The organism is Bradyrhizobium sp. DN3 (genome assembly GCF_041357655.1).
Lineage (GTDB): Bacteria > Pseudomonadota > Alphaproteobacteria > Rhizobiales > Xanthobacteraceae > Bradyrhizobium.
In genome coordinates this window covers 206,819-221,584 of sequence record NZ_JAULLN010000010.1, presented here as the reverse complement: position 1 = coordinate 221,584, position 14,766 = coordinate 206,819, and the positions used below count along the sequence as shown (strand labels likewise).

14 protein-coding genes are annotated in these 14,766 nt (G+C 64.0%); 8 read left to right on the top strand and 6 right to left on the bottom strand.

Features of this window, described 5'->3' with window-relative positions; translation table 11 throughout:
- The first annotated feature begins 125 nt into the window (after positions 1 to 125).
- From AAE027_RS17410 to AAE027_RS17395, 4 genes are all read left to right on the top strand, one after another.
- Positions 126 to 509, top strand: coding sequence for a nuclear transport factor 2 family protein (locus AAE027_RS17410; protein ID WP_370987802.1), 384 nt, complete (start codon positions 126 to 128; stop codon positions 507 to 509).
- 101 nt (positions 510 to 610) lie between these two features.
- Entirely contained in the window at positions 611 to 2,401 is a 1,791-nt protein-coding gene (locus AAE027_RS17405) for an acyl-CoA dehydrogenase C-terminal domain-containing protein (RefSeq protein WP_091885189.1), read from the top strand.
- Between the two features lie 57 nt (positions 2,402 to 2,458).
- Positions 2,459 to 3,667: an acetyl-CoA C-acetyltransferase gene (locus AAE027_RS17400; RefSeq protein WP_370987803.1), complete on the top strand. Its 1,209-nt coding sequence runs from the start codon at positions 2,459 to 2,461 to the stop codon at positions 3,665 to 3,667.
- A gap of 176 nt (positions 3,668 to 3,843) precedes the next feature.
- Positions 3,844 to 6,057, top strand: coding sequence for an FAD-dependent oxidoreductase (locus AAE027_RS17395; RefSeq protein ID WP_370987804.1), 2,214 nt, complete (start codon positions 3,844 to 3,846; stop codon positions 6,055 to 6,057).
- 421 nt (positions 6,058 to 6,478) lie between these two features.
- Here the strand turns inward: AAE027_RS17395 and AAE027_RS17390 are convergent, their stop codons facing one another.
- Together AAE027_RS17390 and gstA are read right to left on the bottom strand one after the other, a co-directional pair.
- Positions 6,479 to 6,787, bottom strand: a complete 309-nt coding sequence (locus AAE027_RS17390) for a hypothetical protein (protein ID WP_370987805.1) — start codon at positions 6,785 to 6,787, stop codon at positions 6,479 to 6,481.
- A 241-nt stretch (positions 6,788 to 7,028) separates the two neighbouring features.
- The gene (gene gstA, locus AAE027_RS17385; protein WP_091885197.1) at positions 7,029 to 7,643 is read right to left on the bottom strand and encodes a glutathione transferase GstA; all 615 of its coding nucleotides are present in this window, start codon (positions 7,641 to 7,643) and stop codon (positions 7,029 to 7,031) included.
- Between the two features lie 126 nt (positions 7,644 to 7,769).
- Here gstA and AAE027_RS17380 point away from each other — a divergent pair, with 126 nt between their 5' ends.
- From AAE027_RS17380 to AAE027_RS17370, 3 genes are all read left to right on the top strand, one after another.
- Positions 7,770 to 8,267, top strand: a complete 498-nt coding sequence (locus AAE027_RS17380) for a MarR family winged helix-turn-helix transcriptional regulator (protein ID WP_018644966.1) — start codon at positions 7,770 to 7,772, stop codon at positions 8,265 to 8,267.
- Positions 8,268 to 8,365: 98 nt separating this feature from the next.
- Positions 8,366 to 9,736, top strand: coding sequence for a glutamate--cysteine ligase (locus tag AAE027_RS17375; RefSeq protein ID WP_091885199.1), 1,371 nt, complete (start codon positions 8,366 to 8,368; stop codon positions 9,734 to 9,736).
- A gap of 112 nt (positions 9,737 to 9,848) precedes the next feature.
- On the top strand, positions 9,849 to 10,415 hold the full coding sequence (locus AAE027_RS17370) for a PAN domain-containing protein (protein ID WP_370987806.1): 567 nt from the start codon (positions 9,849 to 9,851) through the stop codon (positions 10,413 to 10,415).
- A gap of 119 nt (positions 10,416 to 10,534) precedes the next feature.
- Here AAE027_RS17370 and AAE027_RS17365 read toward each other — a convergent pair whose 3' ends face one another.
- The 3 genes from AAE027_RS17365 to tldD are packed head-to-tail and all read right to left on the bottom strand — an operon-like array spanning position 10,535 to position 13,321.
- Complete coding sequence (locus AAE027_RS17365) at positions 10,535 to 11,101, bottom strand: nucleotidyltransferase family protein (protein ID WP_370987807.1); 567 nt, start codon at positions 11,099 to 11,101, stop codon at positions 10,535 to 10,537.
- A gap of 16 nt (positions 11,102 to 11,117) precedes the next feature.
- Complete coding sequence (lepB, locus tag AAE027_RS17360) at positions 11,118 to 11,897, bottom strand: signal peptidase I (RefSeq protein WP_091885205.1); 780 nt, start codon at positions 11,895 to 11,897, stop codon at positions 11,118 to 11,120.
- Complete coding sequence (tldD, locus tag AAE027_RS17355) at positions 11,894 to 13,321, bottom strand: metalloprotease TldD (RefSeq protein ID WP_370987808.1); 1,428 nt, start codon at positions 13,319 to 13,321, stop codon at positions 11,894 to 11,896. Before tldD ends, lepB begins: the two co-directional genes overlap by 4 nt.
- A 169-nt stretch (positions 13,322 to 13,490) precedes the next feature.
- Between tldD and AAE027_RS17350 the strand changes: the two genes are divergently transcribed.
- Positions 13,491 to 13,778, top strand: coding sequence for a hypothetical protein (locus AAE027_RS17350; RefSeq protein WP_370987809.1), 288 nt, complete (start codon positions 13,491 to 13,493; stop codon positions 13,776 to 13,778).
- Positions 13,779 to 13,885: 107 nt separating this feature from the next.
- On the opposite strand, the gene AAE027_RS17345 is transcribed toward AAE027_RS17350, so the two are convergent.
- Complete coding sequence (locus tag AAE027_RS17345) at positions 13,886 to 14,419, bottom strand: invasion associated locus B family protein (protein WP_370987811.1); 534 nt, start codon at positions 14,417 to 14,419, stop codon at positions 13,886 to 13,888.
- Positions 14,420 to 14,766: the final 347 nt, after the last annotated feature.

The window sequence follows — 14,766 nt, the reverse complement described above, 5'->3', positions numbered from 1 at the left end:
CATATGAGGCAGCTTGCAGACGGGGCCCAAGACCCCGACTGAAAATCCAGCGGAATCAACCTTCTCGCTACTGTGCATGGGGTTGTTTTCGCATTTATGCCCTTGCCCTAGGGAGGCACCTGAGAATGACCGGCCTCGATTCCTGGTACGCCTACATGAAGTCTCACGACCGCGCCGCGCTCTGGGACCTTCTGCACCCGGATGCCGTGTTCGAAAGCCCTGTCGTGCATTGGCCGCAGCGCGGGCGCGACATCACCTTCAAATACCTCTCCAGCGCCGAGAAGGTGCTTGGCGGTCCCGGCTTCACCTATGTCGGCGAATGGCGCAGCGACAATGGCGCCGTGCTCGAATTCAAGACCATCATCGACGGCATCGAGATCAACGGTGTCGACATCATCAGCTTCGACAGCGAAGGACGCATCACCCATTTCAAGGTGATGGTGCGTCCGCTCAAGGCCATCAACATGCTGCATCGCCTGATGGCGGAGCAGCTTGCCGCCCAATCATGACACTGCCCTGAGGTTGCGGAACCCGCTAAGCTCGCGGGCAAGGCTGCGCCGCAGGAATCACGTCAACATCGCCACTTCAAGCCCCATGCCGGGAGAACGCCATGCCGATCTATAAAGCCCCCGTCGAAGACGTGAATTTCCTGCTCAACGACGTCTTCCAGATCGATCGCTACGACAATCTGCCGGGCTTCTCGGACGCGTCGAGCGACGTGCGCGAGGCGATCCTCGGCGAGGCCGCCAAGCTCGCCGAAGAGGTTCTGCAGCCGCTCAATCGCGTCGGCGATCTCGAAGGCTGCAAGCGCACTGAGGACGGCAGCGTCACCACGCCGAAGGGTTTTAAGGACGCCTTCAAGCAGGTCGTCGAGGGCGGCTGGCTCGGTCTGTCGGCGCCGACGGAATATGGCGGCCAGGGCTTGCCGGTGACGCTGAGCCAGGCAGTCAACGAATTCCAGATCTCCGCCAACATGGCGTTCTCGATGTATGGCGGCCTCACCATGGGCGCGACCGCGGCATTGCTGGTGCACGGCACGCCCGAACAGAAGCAGACCTACGTGCCGAAGATGGTCGCCGGCGAATGGACCGGCACCATGAACCTGACCGAGCCGCATTGCGGTACCGATCTCGGCATGCTGCGCACCAAGGCAGTGCGCCAGGCCGACGGCAGCTTCAAGATCACGGGCACCAAGATCTTCATCTCCGCCGGCGAGCATGACCTCGCCTCCAACATCATCCACCTTGTGCTTGCCCGCATCGAGGGCGCGCCCGCCGGCATCAAGGGCGTCTCGCTGTTCGTGGTGCCGAAATTCCTGGTGAATGCCGATGGTTCGGTCGGGCAGCGCAATGGCGTGGTCTGCGGCTCGATCGAGCACAAGATGGGCATCCACGGCAATTCCACCTGCGTGATGAACTACGACAACGCCACCGGCTGGCTGATCGGCGAAGAGAACAAGGGCATGCAGGGAATGTTCGTGATGATGAACGAGGCTCGGCTCGGCGTCGCCGTGCAGGGCCTCGCGCAGTCCGAGGTCGCCTATCAGAACGCGGTCGCCTATGCCCGCGAGCGCATCCAGGGTCGCGCACTCACCGGCGCCAAGGCGCCGGACAAGCAAGCCGACCCGATCATCGTGCATCCCGACGTGCGCCGCACGCTGCTCTCGATCCGCGCCTTCAACGAGGCCGCGCGCGCCTTCGTGATCTGGACCGCGCTGAAGAGCGATGTCGCTCACCGCTCGGAAGACCCGAAGGACCGCCAGGCCGCCGACGATCACATGGGTCTGATGACCCCGGTGCTGAAGGGCTTCCTCACCGATTACGGCTTTGCCAATGCGGTGCAGGCGCAGCAGATGTATGGCGGCCACGGCTACATCGCCGAGCAGGGCATGGAGCAGTTCGTGCGCGATGCGCGTATTGCGATGATCTATGAAGGCGCCAACGGCATCCAGGCGCTCGACCTGGTCGGCCGCAAGCTGCCGCGCGACGGCGGCCGCGCCATCATGGCCTTCTTCGGCGAGGTCATGGCCTTCGCAAAGGAGAACGGCGGCGACGAGGCGCTCAAACCCTTCATCACCCCGCTCTCGACCTCGCTCGGCCATCTCCAGCAGGCCACCACCTGGCTGATGCAGAACGCGATGGCGAAGCCGGACAATGCGGGCGCTGCCGCAACCGATTACCTGCATCTCTTCGGCTTCGTCGCGCTCGGCTACATGTGGGCGAAGATGGCCAAGGTGACGCAGGCGAAGATTGCCGAGAGCGGGGCGACGCCCTATCTCTCGACCAAGCTCGTCACCGGCCGCTTCTTCATGGAGCGGATGCTGCCGGAGACCGCCGCCAATCTCGCGCGCATCCAGGCCGGCTGCGCCACCATCATGGAATTGCCGGCGGAAGCGTTCTGAACCTGCTACCGCTGCCCGCTCCCAATCGTTCTCGAAACATCACATCAGGAGGGCGTCATGCCTGAGGCATTCATCTACGACCACGTTCGCACCCCGCGCGGCCGCGGCAAGGCGGACGGCGCGCTGCACGAAGTCACGGCGCTTGCGCTCGCCACCGTGCCGCTGAAGGCGCTGAAGGATCGCAACAACCTGCCTGAGGATTCCGTCGATGACGTCGTGCTCGGCGTGGTCGATCCTGTCGGCGAAGCGGGCTCCGACATCGCGCGCTTCGCAGCGCTCAAGGCCGGTCTCGGCGACGCCGTGCCCGGCGTGCAGATCAGCCGCTTCTGTGCCTCAGGTCTCGACGCCGTGAACTTCGCCGCCGCGCAGGTGATGAGCGGCCAGCATGAGCTGGTGATCGGCGGCGGCGCCGAATCGATGAGCCGCGTCGGTATCGGCGCCTCCGGCGGCGCCTGGCCGATGGATCCCTCGATGGCGGTGCCGGCCTACTTCATGCCGCAGGGCGTTTCGGCCGATCTGATCGCCACCAAATACGGTTTCTCGCGTGACGACGTCGATGCCTACGCGGTGCAGAGCCAGCAGCGCGCGGCCAAGGCCTGGGAGGAGGGCCGCTTCAACAAGTCTGTTGTGCCGGTGAAGGACATCAATGGCCTCACCATCCTCGCCAAGGACGAGCACATGCGTCCCTCGACGACGATGCAGTCGCTGGCGCAGCTGCAGCCGTCGTTCACGATGATGGCGCAGATGGGCGGCTTCGACGGCGTCGCGCTGCAGTCGCACCCCGAGATCGAGCGCGTCAACTACGTGCACCACGCCGGCAACTCCTCGGGCATCGTCGACGGCGCCGGCGCCGTTCTGCTCGGCAGCAAGGAGGCAGGCGCGAAATACGGCATGAAGCCGCGTGCAAAAATCCGCGCCTTCGCCAATATCGGCTCGGAGCCGGCGATGATGCTGACCGGTCCGGTCGACGTCACCGAGAAGCTGTTTGCGCGCTCGGGCATGAAGAAGTCGGACATTGACCTGTTCGAGCTCAACGAGGCCTTCGCCTCCGTCGTGCTGCGCTACATCCAGGCCTTCGACATCGACAACGCCAAGATCAACGTCAACGGCGGCGCGATCGCGCTCGGCCATCCGCTCGGGGCGACCGGCGCGATGATCCTCGGCACCGTGCTCGACGAGCTCGAGCGCACCAACAAGTCCACCGCGCTGGTGACGCTGTGCATCGGCGGCGGCATGGGCACCGCGACCATCATCGAGCGGGTGTAACTGCGTAGGGTGGGTTAGCCGAGCAGATGCGCGAAGCGCATCTGCTCGGTGTAACCCACCTCTTCTGTTTCCGCGGAGGAAGACAGTGGTGGGTTACGCCTCTGGCTAACCCACCCTACGAGATCCCCACCAACCGCCGCGCCTGGCATCGGCTGCGGCACCGAGGAGCAACCAACATGTCGTACAAGAACTTTAGGGTTGAGACCGATTCCGACGGCATCGCGCTCGTCACCTGGGACATCCCGGGCCGTTCGATGAACGTGCTCGACGAGACTTCGACCAACGAGCTCGACGCCATCGTCAAGGCGACCACGGCAGACGCTGCGGTGAAGGGCGTCGTCATCACCTCGGCGAAAGAAGCATTTTGCGCCGGCGCCGACCTCTCGATGCTCGAAGGCATGAACCAGGCCTACGCAAAGCTCTTCAAGGAGCAGGGCGAGACCGCGGCGAACCAGATGCTGTTCGACCAGAGCCGCCGCTTCTCGCAGGTGCTGCGCTCGATCGAAACCTCCGGCAAGCCATGGGCGGCCGCGATCAACGGCCTCGCGCTCGGCGGCGGTTTCGAGATCACGCTGTGCTGCCACTATCGCGTGGCCGCGGAGAATCCCAAGACCCGCCTGGGCCTGCCCGAGGTCAAGGTTGGCCTATTCCCCGGCGCCGGCGGTACGCAACGAGTGCCGCGTCTGGTGCCGCCGCAGGACGCGATGACGATCCTGCTCAAGGGCGATCCTGTCACGGTGGAGAAAGCGAAGGCGCTGAACCTGATCCACGCCATCGTTCCCGCCGCCGATCTCATCAAGGCGGCCAAGGACTGGATCAAGGGCGGTGGCAAAGCGGTCGCGCCCTGGGACGAGAAGGGTTTCATGCTCCCCGGCGGCCCGGTGTTCTCCAAGGCCGGCATGATGATGTTCCCCGCCGGCAACGCCATCTATCGCCGCGAGACCTACGACAATTATCCGGCCGCGCGCGCGATCATGAGCTGCGTCTATGAAGGCCTGCAGCTGCCGATCGACGCCGCGCTTCGCGTCGAGTCGCGCTATTTCACCTCGGTGCTGCGTTCGAAGGAAGCGGCTGCAATGATCCGCAGCCTGTTCCTGTCGATGCAGGAATTGAACAAGGGCGCCCGCCGTCCGAAGAACGTGCCGCCCACCAAGGTGAAGAAGATCGCCGTGATCGGCGCCGGCTTCATGGGCGCGAGCGTCGGCTACGTCTCGGCCCGTGCCGGCCTCGACGTCGTTCTGATCGACCGCGACCAGGAGAGCGCCGACAAGGGCAAGGCGCACGCCCAGAAGGTGATCGAGGAGCAGATCAAGAAAGGCCGCGCCAAGCCTGGCGATGCCGAAGCGCTGCTCGCGCGCATCACGGCGACCGCGGACTACGCCGCGCTGAGGGACGTCGACCTCGTCATCGAGGCCGTGTTCGAGGACCGCAAGGTCAAGGCGGAGACCTTCGCCAAGGCGCAGGAATACCTGAAGCCCGACGTGATCTTCGCGTCCAACACCTCCACGCTGCCGATCACCTCGCTGGCCGAGAGCTTCAAGGACCAGGGCAAGTTCGTCGGCATCCACTTCTTCTCGCCCGTCGAGAAGATGATGCTGGTCGAGATCATCCTCGGCAAGAACACCGGCGATGTCGCGCTCGCGACCGCGCTCGATTACGTCCGGCAGATCGGCAAGACGCCGATCGTCGTCAACGACAGCCGCGGCTTCTTCGCCAACCGCTGCGTCGGCCGCTACGTCGCCGAAGGCAACGAGATGTTCCTCGAAGGCGTGCCGCCGGCGATGATCGAGAACTGTGCCAAGATGGCCGGCATGCCGGTCGGCCCGCTCTCGCTGTCGGACGAAGTCGCGCTCGACCTCGGCCTCAAGATCATGAAGGCGACGGAAGCCGATCTCGGCCCCAACGCCATCAACCCCGACCAGAAGAAGCTGATGGTCGAGATGGTCGAGAAGCAGGGCCGGCTCGGCCGCAAGAACAGCAAGGGCTTCTACGACTATCCCGAGAAGGGCAAGGGCCAGAAGAGCCTGTGGCCGGGCCTCTCGGCCTTGCAGCCGAAGCAGCTCGACCCTGATACGCTCGACGTCGAGGAGCTGAAGCAGCGCTTCCTGGTGGTGCAGGCGGTGGAAGCCGCGCGCACGGTCGAGGACCACGTCATCACCGATCCGCGCGAGGCCGACGTCGGCTCGATCCTCGGCTTCGGCTTCGCGCCATTCACCGGCGGTACGCTGTCCTACATCGACTTCATGGGCACCAAGAAGTTCGTCGAGCTCTGCCACAAGTTAGAGGCCAAATACGGCTCGCGCTTCACCCCGCCGAAGTTGCTGGAAGAGATGGCGGCGAAGGGCGAGACTTTCTACGGCCGCTTCGCGCCGAAGAAGGCGGCGGCCTAAGACAGCCAGTAGCCCGGATGGAGCGAAAGCGAAATCCGGGACAGCATCTCCTCGGATGCTGGAGTTACCCGGATTGCGCTTCGCTCCTTCCGGGCTACGCAGACTGCGCAGAAACAAAAGGCCGGATCATCGATCCGGCCTTTTTTATTTTCCGTCGCCGACGGCGAGAATGCGCGGCCCGATATCGGGTCACCGGCGCCGCTTCAAATCCCAGCCACGCTCGCTCCGCCCTGGCACCGCTCTTGCTAATGAATCACCGGATGACCATTAGCATTGAAGGTGTCCCGCAATGATCCCGACGGTGTCCCAAGACAGCGCAGCCGGCGTTGCGATAAGACACGCGCCCCTGGTGGGTCGGCTGTGGCCGCGCCGCGGGCTCCTGCGGCGGCGCAGAAAAATTCCCTCGTGGTCCGGCCTGGCCCTACTCGTTCTCTTCTTCGATATGGCGATGGCGATGCTCGCCTGGTTCGCCGTCGATCTCGTCCTGCACTGAGAGCTTCCCTCTGTGCAGGTGGAACGTTGCCGCCAGATAGGCAAGCTGGCCGGTAACAAGACAGCCGACGACGATTGGAATGCCGGTCCAAAATCCGAAGCCCGAGGTCTGAAGGACGGTTGCGGCAAGGATCGCGGTCGCCGGCGAGACCAGCGACAAAGCCCAGACTCGGAAGAATAGCCCCGTCGCTAATCCAGTGATTGCACTCGCGAGCAAGAGGAGGAGTACGGTTGTCACGAGAGCTTCCCAGTTCGGGGGCCCGCATCGCGGGCCCTAGCTGAAGTAGAGCCAACCGGATTGCTCTCACAAGGATGGTGACCTCCGCCGAGCACGCAAGGCGGAGTTATTGTTAACTCCGACAATGCTCGTAAAATTGATATCGAGATATCTCGAACCTCCGGGTTTCCCCGAGCGGTTCAAGTAAAAGAGCCGGATCATCGATCCGGCTCTTTATCATCTCGCCTGCTGTGGTCTGGACTTACGCTGCCTGGACCAATCCTTCCTTCTTCAGCGCTTCCTGCACCTGCGGCCGCGCCGCGACGCGGGCCTTGTAGGCGGTCAGGTTGGGCATCGCCGAGAGGTCGAACTTCATCCGGTCGCCCCAGGTCAGCATCGTGAAGAGATAGCCGTCGGCAACCGTGAACTGCTTGCCCATGAGGTAGTCGCGGCCGGCGAGCTGGCTGTCGATATATTTCAGCTTGCCCATGACGCGATCCCTGAAGAAGGCCTTGGCCTCGTCGTTCAGCGCCGGGGCGAACAGCGGGCCAAAGCTCTTGTGCACCTCCGAGGTGAGGAAGTTGAGCCATTCGAGCAGCTTGTAGCGCTCGGAACTGTCGCGGGCGGGGGCCAGCGCTTTGCTTGATGCCTGATCGGCGATCATCTGGACAATCACGGGGCCTTCGGTCACGATCTCACCGCTATCGAGGCCCAGCGCAGGAACCTGGCCCTTGGGGTTCAGCTTCAGATAATCCTCGCCATTTTCGAGCTTCTTGGCTCGGATATCGACCTTGACCAGCTCATAGGGCAGGCCGGCTTCCAGGAGCGCGATATGGGGGGACAGGGAGCAGGCGCCGGGCGAATAGTACAGTTTCATGGAATTTCCTTCTCGTGACGCTTGGTGGGGGCGAAAGAACGACTACATGCGCTTGCATGAAATAGTCAAGATTGATGCAGGTGCATCGAGTGAGGTAAAGAGCGGGCGACGAGCTTGAGCGCGACCATGAAACGCAAACCATCGACCGAGGCAACTTCGGCCTGGATCCGCCTGATGCGGGTGCAGAGCCGCGTGCTCGACTGCGTCGAGCAAGACCTGAAGAAAGCGGGGTTCCCGCCGCTCGCCTGGTATGATGCCCTGCTCGAACTGTCCCGCGCCCCCTCTGGCGAGCTGCGGCCGGTGGAGCTCGAACGCCAGATGCTGATCCCGCAATACTCGACCTCGCGGCTGATCGATCGCCTGGTTGACGAAGGCCTCGCCTCGCGGCGCGAATGCAAGATCGACAAGCGCGGCCAGTTCGTCGAGATCACGGAAGCCGGCCGCGAGTTGCAGAAGCGGATGTGGGGCGCTTATTCGGCCGCAATCGAGAAATATGTCGGTTCGAAACTATCGGATGCCGACGCCGTCAAGCTCAGTGGTCTGCTTGATCGCCTAGGCTGTTCGTGCGGCGAGATGAAATTGCCGCCCGTCGCCAACGTCAACGAAAGCACACCGTCGCGATGATCGCGCGGCAAACCAGCACGTCCGCGCGCCCGGCGGGTTCGCGGACCCTCCCCGTCACCCGCGCGTTCGGTCGAAGCGCTTTTTGATTAGAGTTTGATATGGCGCGAGACCAGATCGATATGACGCCACTGCAATCGCGCGACGAGCTCGTCACGTGGTTCGAGGCCGGCTGCAAGGATCCGTCCGAATTCCGCCTGGGGACCGAGCACGAGAAGACGCCGTTCACGCTCGAAGGCCATCGACCCGTGCCTTACGAAGGCGCGCGCGGCATTGGCGCGCTGCTCGAGGGCATGAAGCTCCTGCTCGGCTGGGAGCCGATCATGGAGAGAGGCAACATCATCGGCCTCTACGACGTCACCGGCGGCGGTGCCATCTCGCTCGAGCCCGGCGGACAGTTCGAGCTCTCCGGCGCGCCGGTCGAGAACGTGCACCAGACCCAGAGCGAGCTGATGGCGCATCTGGCGCAAGTGCGCGAGATCGCAACGCCGCTCGGCATCGGCTTCCTCGGGCTCGGCATGACGCCGTCCTGGTCGCGCGCGGACATCCCGGTGATGCCCAAGGGCCGCTACAAGATCATGACCAATTATATGCCGAAGGTCGGTCAATACGGCCTCGACATGATGTACCGGACCTGCACGGTGCAGACCAATCTCGACTTCTCCTCGGAAGCCGACATGGTCAAGAAGCTGCGGGTCTCGCTCGCGCTTCAGCCGGTCGCGACGGCGCTGTTCGCCAACTCGCCTTTCACCGAAGGCAAGCCGAACGGCTTCCTCTCCTTCCGCTCCGAGATCTGGCGCGACACCGACAATGCGCGTTCGGGCATGATGCCGTGGGCGTTCGAGGACGGCATGGGTTTCGAGCGCTATGTCGACTACGCGCTCGACGTGCCCATGTATTTCGTCAAGCGCGGCGAGGACTACATCGACGTGTCGGGCTCATCGTTCCGCGCCTTCTTCGACGGTCGCAACAACAATCTGCCCGGCGAGCGGCCGACGTTGTCGGACTGGGCCAACCATCTCTCGACGATCTTTCCCGAGGTGCGGCTCAAGCGCTATCTCGAGATGCGCGGCTCCGACGGCGGCCCGTGGGGCCGGTTGCCGGCGCTACCGGCGTTCTGGGTCGGGCTGCTCTACGACGACGTCTCGCTCGACGCCGCCTGGGAAATCGTGAAGCACTGGAGCGCGCCTGAACGTCAGGCCTTGCGCGACGATGTGCCGCGCTTCGGCTTCAAGTCGCGGATCAGGGACCGCTATCTCTTCGAGATCGCCAAGGAGTGCCTCGTCCTGGCACATGCCGGCCTGCGCCGGCGCGGCCGGATCGACCAGCTCGGCCGCGACGAGACCCGGCATCTGGAGCCGCTCGATCGCATCATCGATTCCGGCCGCACGCCGGCCGAGGAGATGCTGGACAAGTTTAATGGTCCCTGGAAGGGTTCGGTGGAACCGGCCTACGCGGAATACGCTTTCTAGACCAATAGGCTAACGATCGGGAACTGAGCGTTCATCGCACGTACAGGTTTGCGGCCATCAAATGATCGGCTGAAAAAACCTGAGCGTCGTCAATAACTCGAAAGCTGTTCCGATGGGGAAGGGTCGCCTGTCCGGGGGCGTCATCGCAAGCGTCGTGGCATGCGCCACGCTGCTTTCGCTCGTGTTTGCGAGCGTGCCGGCGCCCGCGCAGACGGCGTTCGACCGCCCGGGCGGCGACTATTTCAACACGCCGGTCACCTCGGGTGATCCCGAGGATTGTGCGCTGCTCTGCGAGCGTGACCGCCGTTGCCGCTCCTGGAGCTTCAACTATCCCGACGTCGAAGGCGGCTCGGCGGTGTGCTGGCTCAAGAACACGGTGCCGGCGCGCGTGCCGGGCAATTGCTGCATCTCCGGCGTCCGCGGCGCCGGCGTGATCGAGCCGCGCATCGAGGGCGTGGAAACTTCGATCGATCGTCCGGGCGGGGACCTGCGCAATTTCGAGCTCAAGGTCGGCGAAGGCGAGGAGGCCTGCAAGGCGGCCTGTACCGCCGACAACAAATGCCGCGCCTTCACCTATGCCCGTCCCGGCTACACTGGGCGCGAGGCACGCTGCTTCCTGAAAAAGGAAATCAAGCCGCCGCGGCGGAAGGCGGGATTTACGTCGGGCGTGGTGCGATAAGGACTTGGTCCTTTCCGTCGTCATTGCGAGCGCAGCGAAGCAATCCAGAATCCCACCGCGGAGCAAGTCTGGATTGCTTTGCTGCGCTCGCAATGACGAGGAGGGTGCATCGGGGCATCTTACTCCGCAGCGATCACCGTGATCTCCGGCCACAGCGCCTTCCATCGCGCAGCCTTCACCGCATAGTTCGTCGCAGAGAAATTCGCGCCCGGATTGGGACGCGTAATCAACGCCGCCACATCATCGAAGCCGTGCGGTGCGTAGACCTCATGGCCATCACCTGTGCGTCTCACGCCGACTTGCGTGTTCTGCGTGAGAAAGCGGTCGATGCCATCGGACGCGCGCATCAGGGGCGGATAGGGCAGGCCGTGCTTGCCGGGATACCAAAGATGCACGCGCGCCTGGTTGCGGGTCTCGACCTTGACGCCGAGATGACCGAGCCGCGCAGATACATCCCGGATCACCGCGTCTTCCGCTTCCCATGAGGTGTCGGGGTCGAAATAGAACACGTCGTAATCGGCGATCCCGTGATCGACCGCGCGGCCGGTGAGGACGTTCCACGCTGTCTGCACCAGGCATCCAGAGACCAGCCATGCATCCGGCAGCGCGAGGCGACGCAGTTCATCGATGATCGCGACGTTGACGGGATTTCTCAGCGCGAGTGCGAGGAATTCGTCACGGTTCATCGTGAGATGAGGAGTCTCAATGCACGGCGGTGAAGAACCGCGCGAGCCTGAAGCCGGAGAGCCAGGTCCACACCGGCTGGCCGCGGATGCCGAGATCCCAGGAGCCGAGCACGGCGTCCGCGCGGCCGACCAGATTGTCGATCGGCAACAGGCCGACGCCGCCGGAGCGCAGCGGCACGCGGCTGTCGGCGGAGTTGTCGCGGTTGTCGCCGAGCACGAACAGATGGCCTGCTGGCACCGTCACTTCCGGCGTGTTGTCGAGCGGGCCGTTGTCGCGCATCTTGAAGATCAGGTGCGACACGCCGTTCGGCAGCGTCTCGATGTAGCGGTAGGCGGGCTCGCGACCGCCATTGTCATCCTCGGCAGCTCCGACGCCATCGGGCTTCAACTCGGCGGGGCGGTCGTTGATGAAGAGCTGGCCCTGCCGCATCTGGATGCGGTCGCCAGGCAAGCCGACGACGCGTTTGACCCAGGCCTGCGAGCGATCACCGGGCCAGCGGAACACGACGACGTCGCCGCGCTTCGGCGTCTCCGCGAAGACGCGGCCGGTCTCCGGCAGGTTGATCTGGATCGGCAACGACGAGGTGCCGTAGCCATAGGGGAATTTCGAGGCAAGCAGCGCATCGCCGATCAAGAGCGTCGGCTCCATCGAGCCCGACGGCACGTAGAACGGTTCGGCCAGCGCGCCCTTGGCAATGAACACGGCGGCGACGATGCCGGCCAGCTGCATCAGCTGCCCGCCCCAGCCGCTGCTCTTCCGCTTGGTGGTGACAGTCACCTTTTCTTCCACGCTCATGCGCCCGTTCCACCTACTGTAATGCGCTCCATCAACAGCGATGGCTGGCCGACGCCGACAGGCACGCCCTGGCCGTTCTTGCCGCAGGTGCCGATGCCGGTGTCGAGCGCGAGGTCGTTGCCGACCATGCGGATGCGGTGCAGGTCGGTCGGCCCGTTGCCGATCAGCATGGCGCCCTTCAGGGGGGCGCCCAGCTTGCCGTTTTCTATTTTGTAGGCCTCGGTGCACTGGAACACGTACTTGCCCGAAGTGATGTCGACCTGGCCGCCGCCGAAATTCGCGGCGAACACGCCGTTCTTCACGGAGGCGAGGATCTCGGCGGGATCGCGCTCGCCGGCGAGCATGTAGGTGTTGGTCATGCGCGGCATCGGCACATGGGCGTAGCCCTGGCGGCGGCCGTTGCCGGTCGGCTTCATGTTCATCAGGCGCGCGTTCTGGCGGTCCTGCATGTAGCCGACCAGGATGCCGTCCTCGATCAGCACGGTGCGATTGGTCGGCGTGCCCTCGTCGTCGATCGAGAGCGAGCCGCGGCGCGAGGCGATGGTGCCGTCGTCGACCACGGTGACGCCCTTGGCAGCGACCTGCTGGCCCATCAGGCCGGCAAAGGCCGAGGTCTTCTTGCGGTTGAAATCGCCCTCGAGGCCATGGCCGACCGCTTCATGCAGCATCACGCCGGGCCAGCCGGCGCCGAGCACGACGTCCATTTCGCCGGCCGGAGCCGGAATCGATTCCAGATTGACCAGCGCCTCACGCAGCGCGCCGTCGGCAGCTTCGCGCCAGGACCTGCTCTCGATGAACTCGCCGTAGCCGGCGCGACCGCCATAGCCCTTGCTGCCGCTCTCCTGGCGGTCGCCCTGGCCGGCGACGACGGAGATGTTGACGCGCACGAGCGGGCGGATGTCGCGATAGCTCTCGCCGTCGGGCCGCAGGATTTCGACGACCTGCCAGGTCGCCCCTAAGCTGACGCTGACCTGCCGCACCCGCGGATCCTGGTCGCGCAGATAGGCGTCGATCTCGGCGAGCAGTTTTACTTTGGTCTCGAAGCCGGGGGCATCGAGCGGATTGTCGTCACTGTAAAGCCGCACGTTGGTATGCGCTGGCGGGGCGGCAAAGCTGCCGGAGTAGCCGCCGCGCACGGCCGCGACTGCATCAGCGGCGCGAATCAGCGCCGGCAGCGACACGTCGGAGGAATGCGCATAGCCGACCGCATCGTCCTTGACGGCGCGCAGGCCAAAGCCCTGCGAGGTGTCGTAGGTCGCCTGCTTCAGCCGCCCATTGTCGAACATCAGCGCTTCGGTCTGGCTGTATTCCAGGAACAGTTCGCCATCGTCGGCGCCGGCCAGCCCGCGCGCGACCTCGTTGCGAACCTGGTCGCGGTCGAGATTGGCGCGGTCGAGCAGGGAGGTAGTGGCAGGGTTGGTCATGCGTCCGTCCATTATCGGGGGATGTGGGGCAAGATAATGGTTTCGGACCGGTTCCGCGAGGGGCGGGGCGTCACATTACGGAAACGATAGGTGCGCCTCGGGCTTAAGCCGGCTTTCAGGATTTTCGGCCTATCACTGGCGAACCTGAAGTCGGAGCCGCCGACAGAGCATGTGGAATTCCCTGACTGTGTTCTGGGATCAGTATCACGGCCTGATCATCGGCTTTGCCGCGCTGGCTTTGGTTCTGATCTTCAATCAGTTCGTCTATCGACGCCGCTGGACATCCTATCCCACGCGCGAGGCCTATGTCGCAGCTCACCCGGGCTGCGACACGGTTGACGGTATCCTCTGCGCGACATGTCAGCAAAAGGCGCTGGTGGGGCCAGTGGCCGGCAGAGGACGCATCTATCGCTGCGGCTGGTGCGACACGGAGCTTTATCGCGTCGTCAAGGCGTGAGCGCCGCTAAAGCATGATCCGCAAAAGTGCGAAGCTGTTTTCCAATAAGATCATGCTTAAACAACGACCTAAGGCGCGAAGACGATTCGTCCCAATCTCATCGCGCTTTACGGCAGCTTGTCGTAGCCCTCACCCAGCCCGTTCAGGCTGAGCGGGAAGCCGATGCCTTCTTCAGGGGTCTCGAAGATGATGAAGGTCGCGGTCTTGGCGCTGCGGAGCTGGCCCAGCAGCTTGTCGTCCATCACCACTTCCGCGACGCAGCCGTTAGGCAGGCATCTGACGAAACCGGCGCGGCCGACGTCCTGGTTGTCGAGCTTGAGGCCGAGGCCGGAGGGCAAGAGCACGCCGAGCGGGGCGACCACCCGCATCAGGCGGCTCTTCTGGTCGGCGGTCTTGAGCACGATCACGGTCAGGCCGGCATTGGAGCGGTCTTCCGCCACCACGCTCTGGATCAGGGCGCATTGCTCGGTCTGGGCGCCGGGCGGGGTGTCGCAGCGGATCTGCCAGTCACCATGGACGGAGCGCACCGCGCCCTGCGCATGGGCAAGGCCGGGCAGCGCCAGGAAGGCAACCGCCGCCAGCAGGGCGGCCAGCATCGTGAGGCCGCCAGCCTGCCTTGCCATGCATCTCGAAAGCCCCATCGGGTCGGTCCCTCTGCTCGCCTGGGTCGCTCGCACCTGACGGACTGATACGGGAATGACGGCGTCTTGAAGGCAATTCCCAAGCAAATTCCGCGCCGCCGCGCACCACCATCGCCCGCACGAATCAGGTTCCTGCGCGGCTGTTTGCCAGTGCCTACCGCGGGCAATTCCGCTGTCAAGTCGCAGCGTACCGGGAAACGGTATTTTTGTCTGATGTTACTAGGAAATATCTTGCGGGTGATGCCTGGCAGATGAGGCCCAAGACTGCATTGCGATAGATCAAGAATTATGGTTTGAGAGGCTTGATTACGGCGTTCTAGCGATCTGGCCCCAATTCCTCTTAGAGG

What these genes read in the sequence shown, in the direction of transcription:
- tldD (WP_370987808.1), bottom strand. Translation starts at nt 13,321, where the DNA reads ATGACCAACCCTGCCACTACCTCCCTGCTCGACCGCGCCAATCTCGAC.
- AAE027_RS17375 (WP_091885199.1), top strand. Translation starts at nt 8,366, where the DNA reads ATGGCGCGAGACCAGATCGATATGACGCCACTGCAATCGCGCGACGAG.
- AAE027_RS17395 (WP_370987804.1), top strand. Translation starts at nt 3,844, where the DNA reads ATGTCGTACAAGAACTTTAGGGTTGAGACCGATTCCGACGGCATCGCG.
- gstA (WP_091885197.1), bottom strand. Translation starts at nt 7,643, where the DNA reads ATGAAACTGTACTATTCGCCCGGCGCCTGCTCCCTGTCCCCCCATATC.
- AAE027_RS17365 (WP_370987807.1), bottom strand. Translation starts at nt 11,101, where the DNA reads ATGAACCGTGACGAATTCCTCGCACTCGCGCTGAGAAATCCCGTCAAC.
- AAE027_RS17350 (WP_370987809.1), top strand. Translation starts at nt 13,491, where the DNA reads ATGTGGAATTCCCTGACTGTGTTCTGGGATCAGTATCACGGCCTGATC.
- lepB (WP_091885205.1), bottom strand. Translation starts at nt 11,897, where the DNA reads ATGAGCGTGGAAGAAAAGGTGACTGTCACCACCAAGCGGAAGAGCAGC.
- AAE027_RS17380 (WP_018644966.1), top strand. Translation starts at nt 7,770, where the DNA reads ATGAAACGCAAACCATCGACCGAGGCAACTTCGGCCTGGATCCGCCTG.
- AAE027_RS17405 (WP_091885189.1), top strand. Translation starts at nt 611, where the DNA reads ATGCCGATCTATAAAGCCCCCGTCGAAGACGTGAATTTCCTGCTCAAC.
- AAE027_RS17345 (WP_370987811.1), bottom strand. Translation starts at nt 14,419, where the DNA reads ATGGGGCTTTCGAGATGCATGGCAAGGCAGGCTGGCGGCCTCACGATG.
- AAE027_RS17370 (WP_370987806.1), top strand. Translation starts at nt 9,849, where the DNA reads ATGGGGAAGGGTCGCCTGTCCGGGGGCGTCATCGCAAGCGTCGTGGCA.
- AAE027_RS17400 (WP_370987803.1), top strand. Translation starts at nt 2,459, where the DNA reads ATGCCTGAGGCATTCATCTACGACCACGTTCGCACCCCGCGCGGCCGC.
- AAE027_RS17410 (WP_370987802.1), top strand. Translation starts at nt 126, where the DNA reads ATGACCGGCCTCGATTCCTGGTACGCCTACATGAAGTCTCACGACCGC.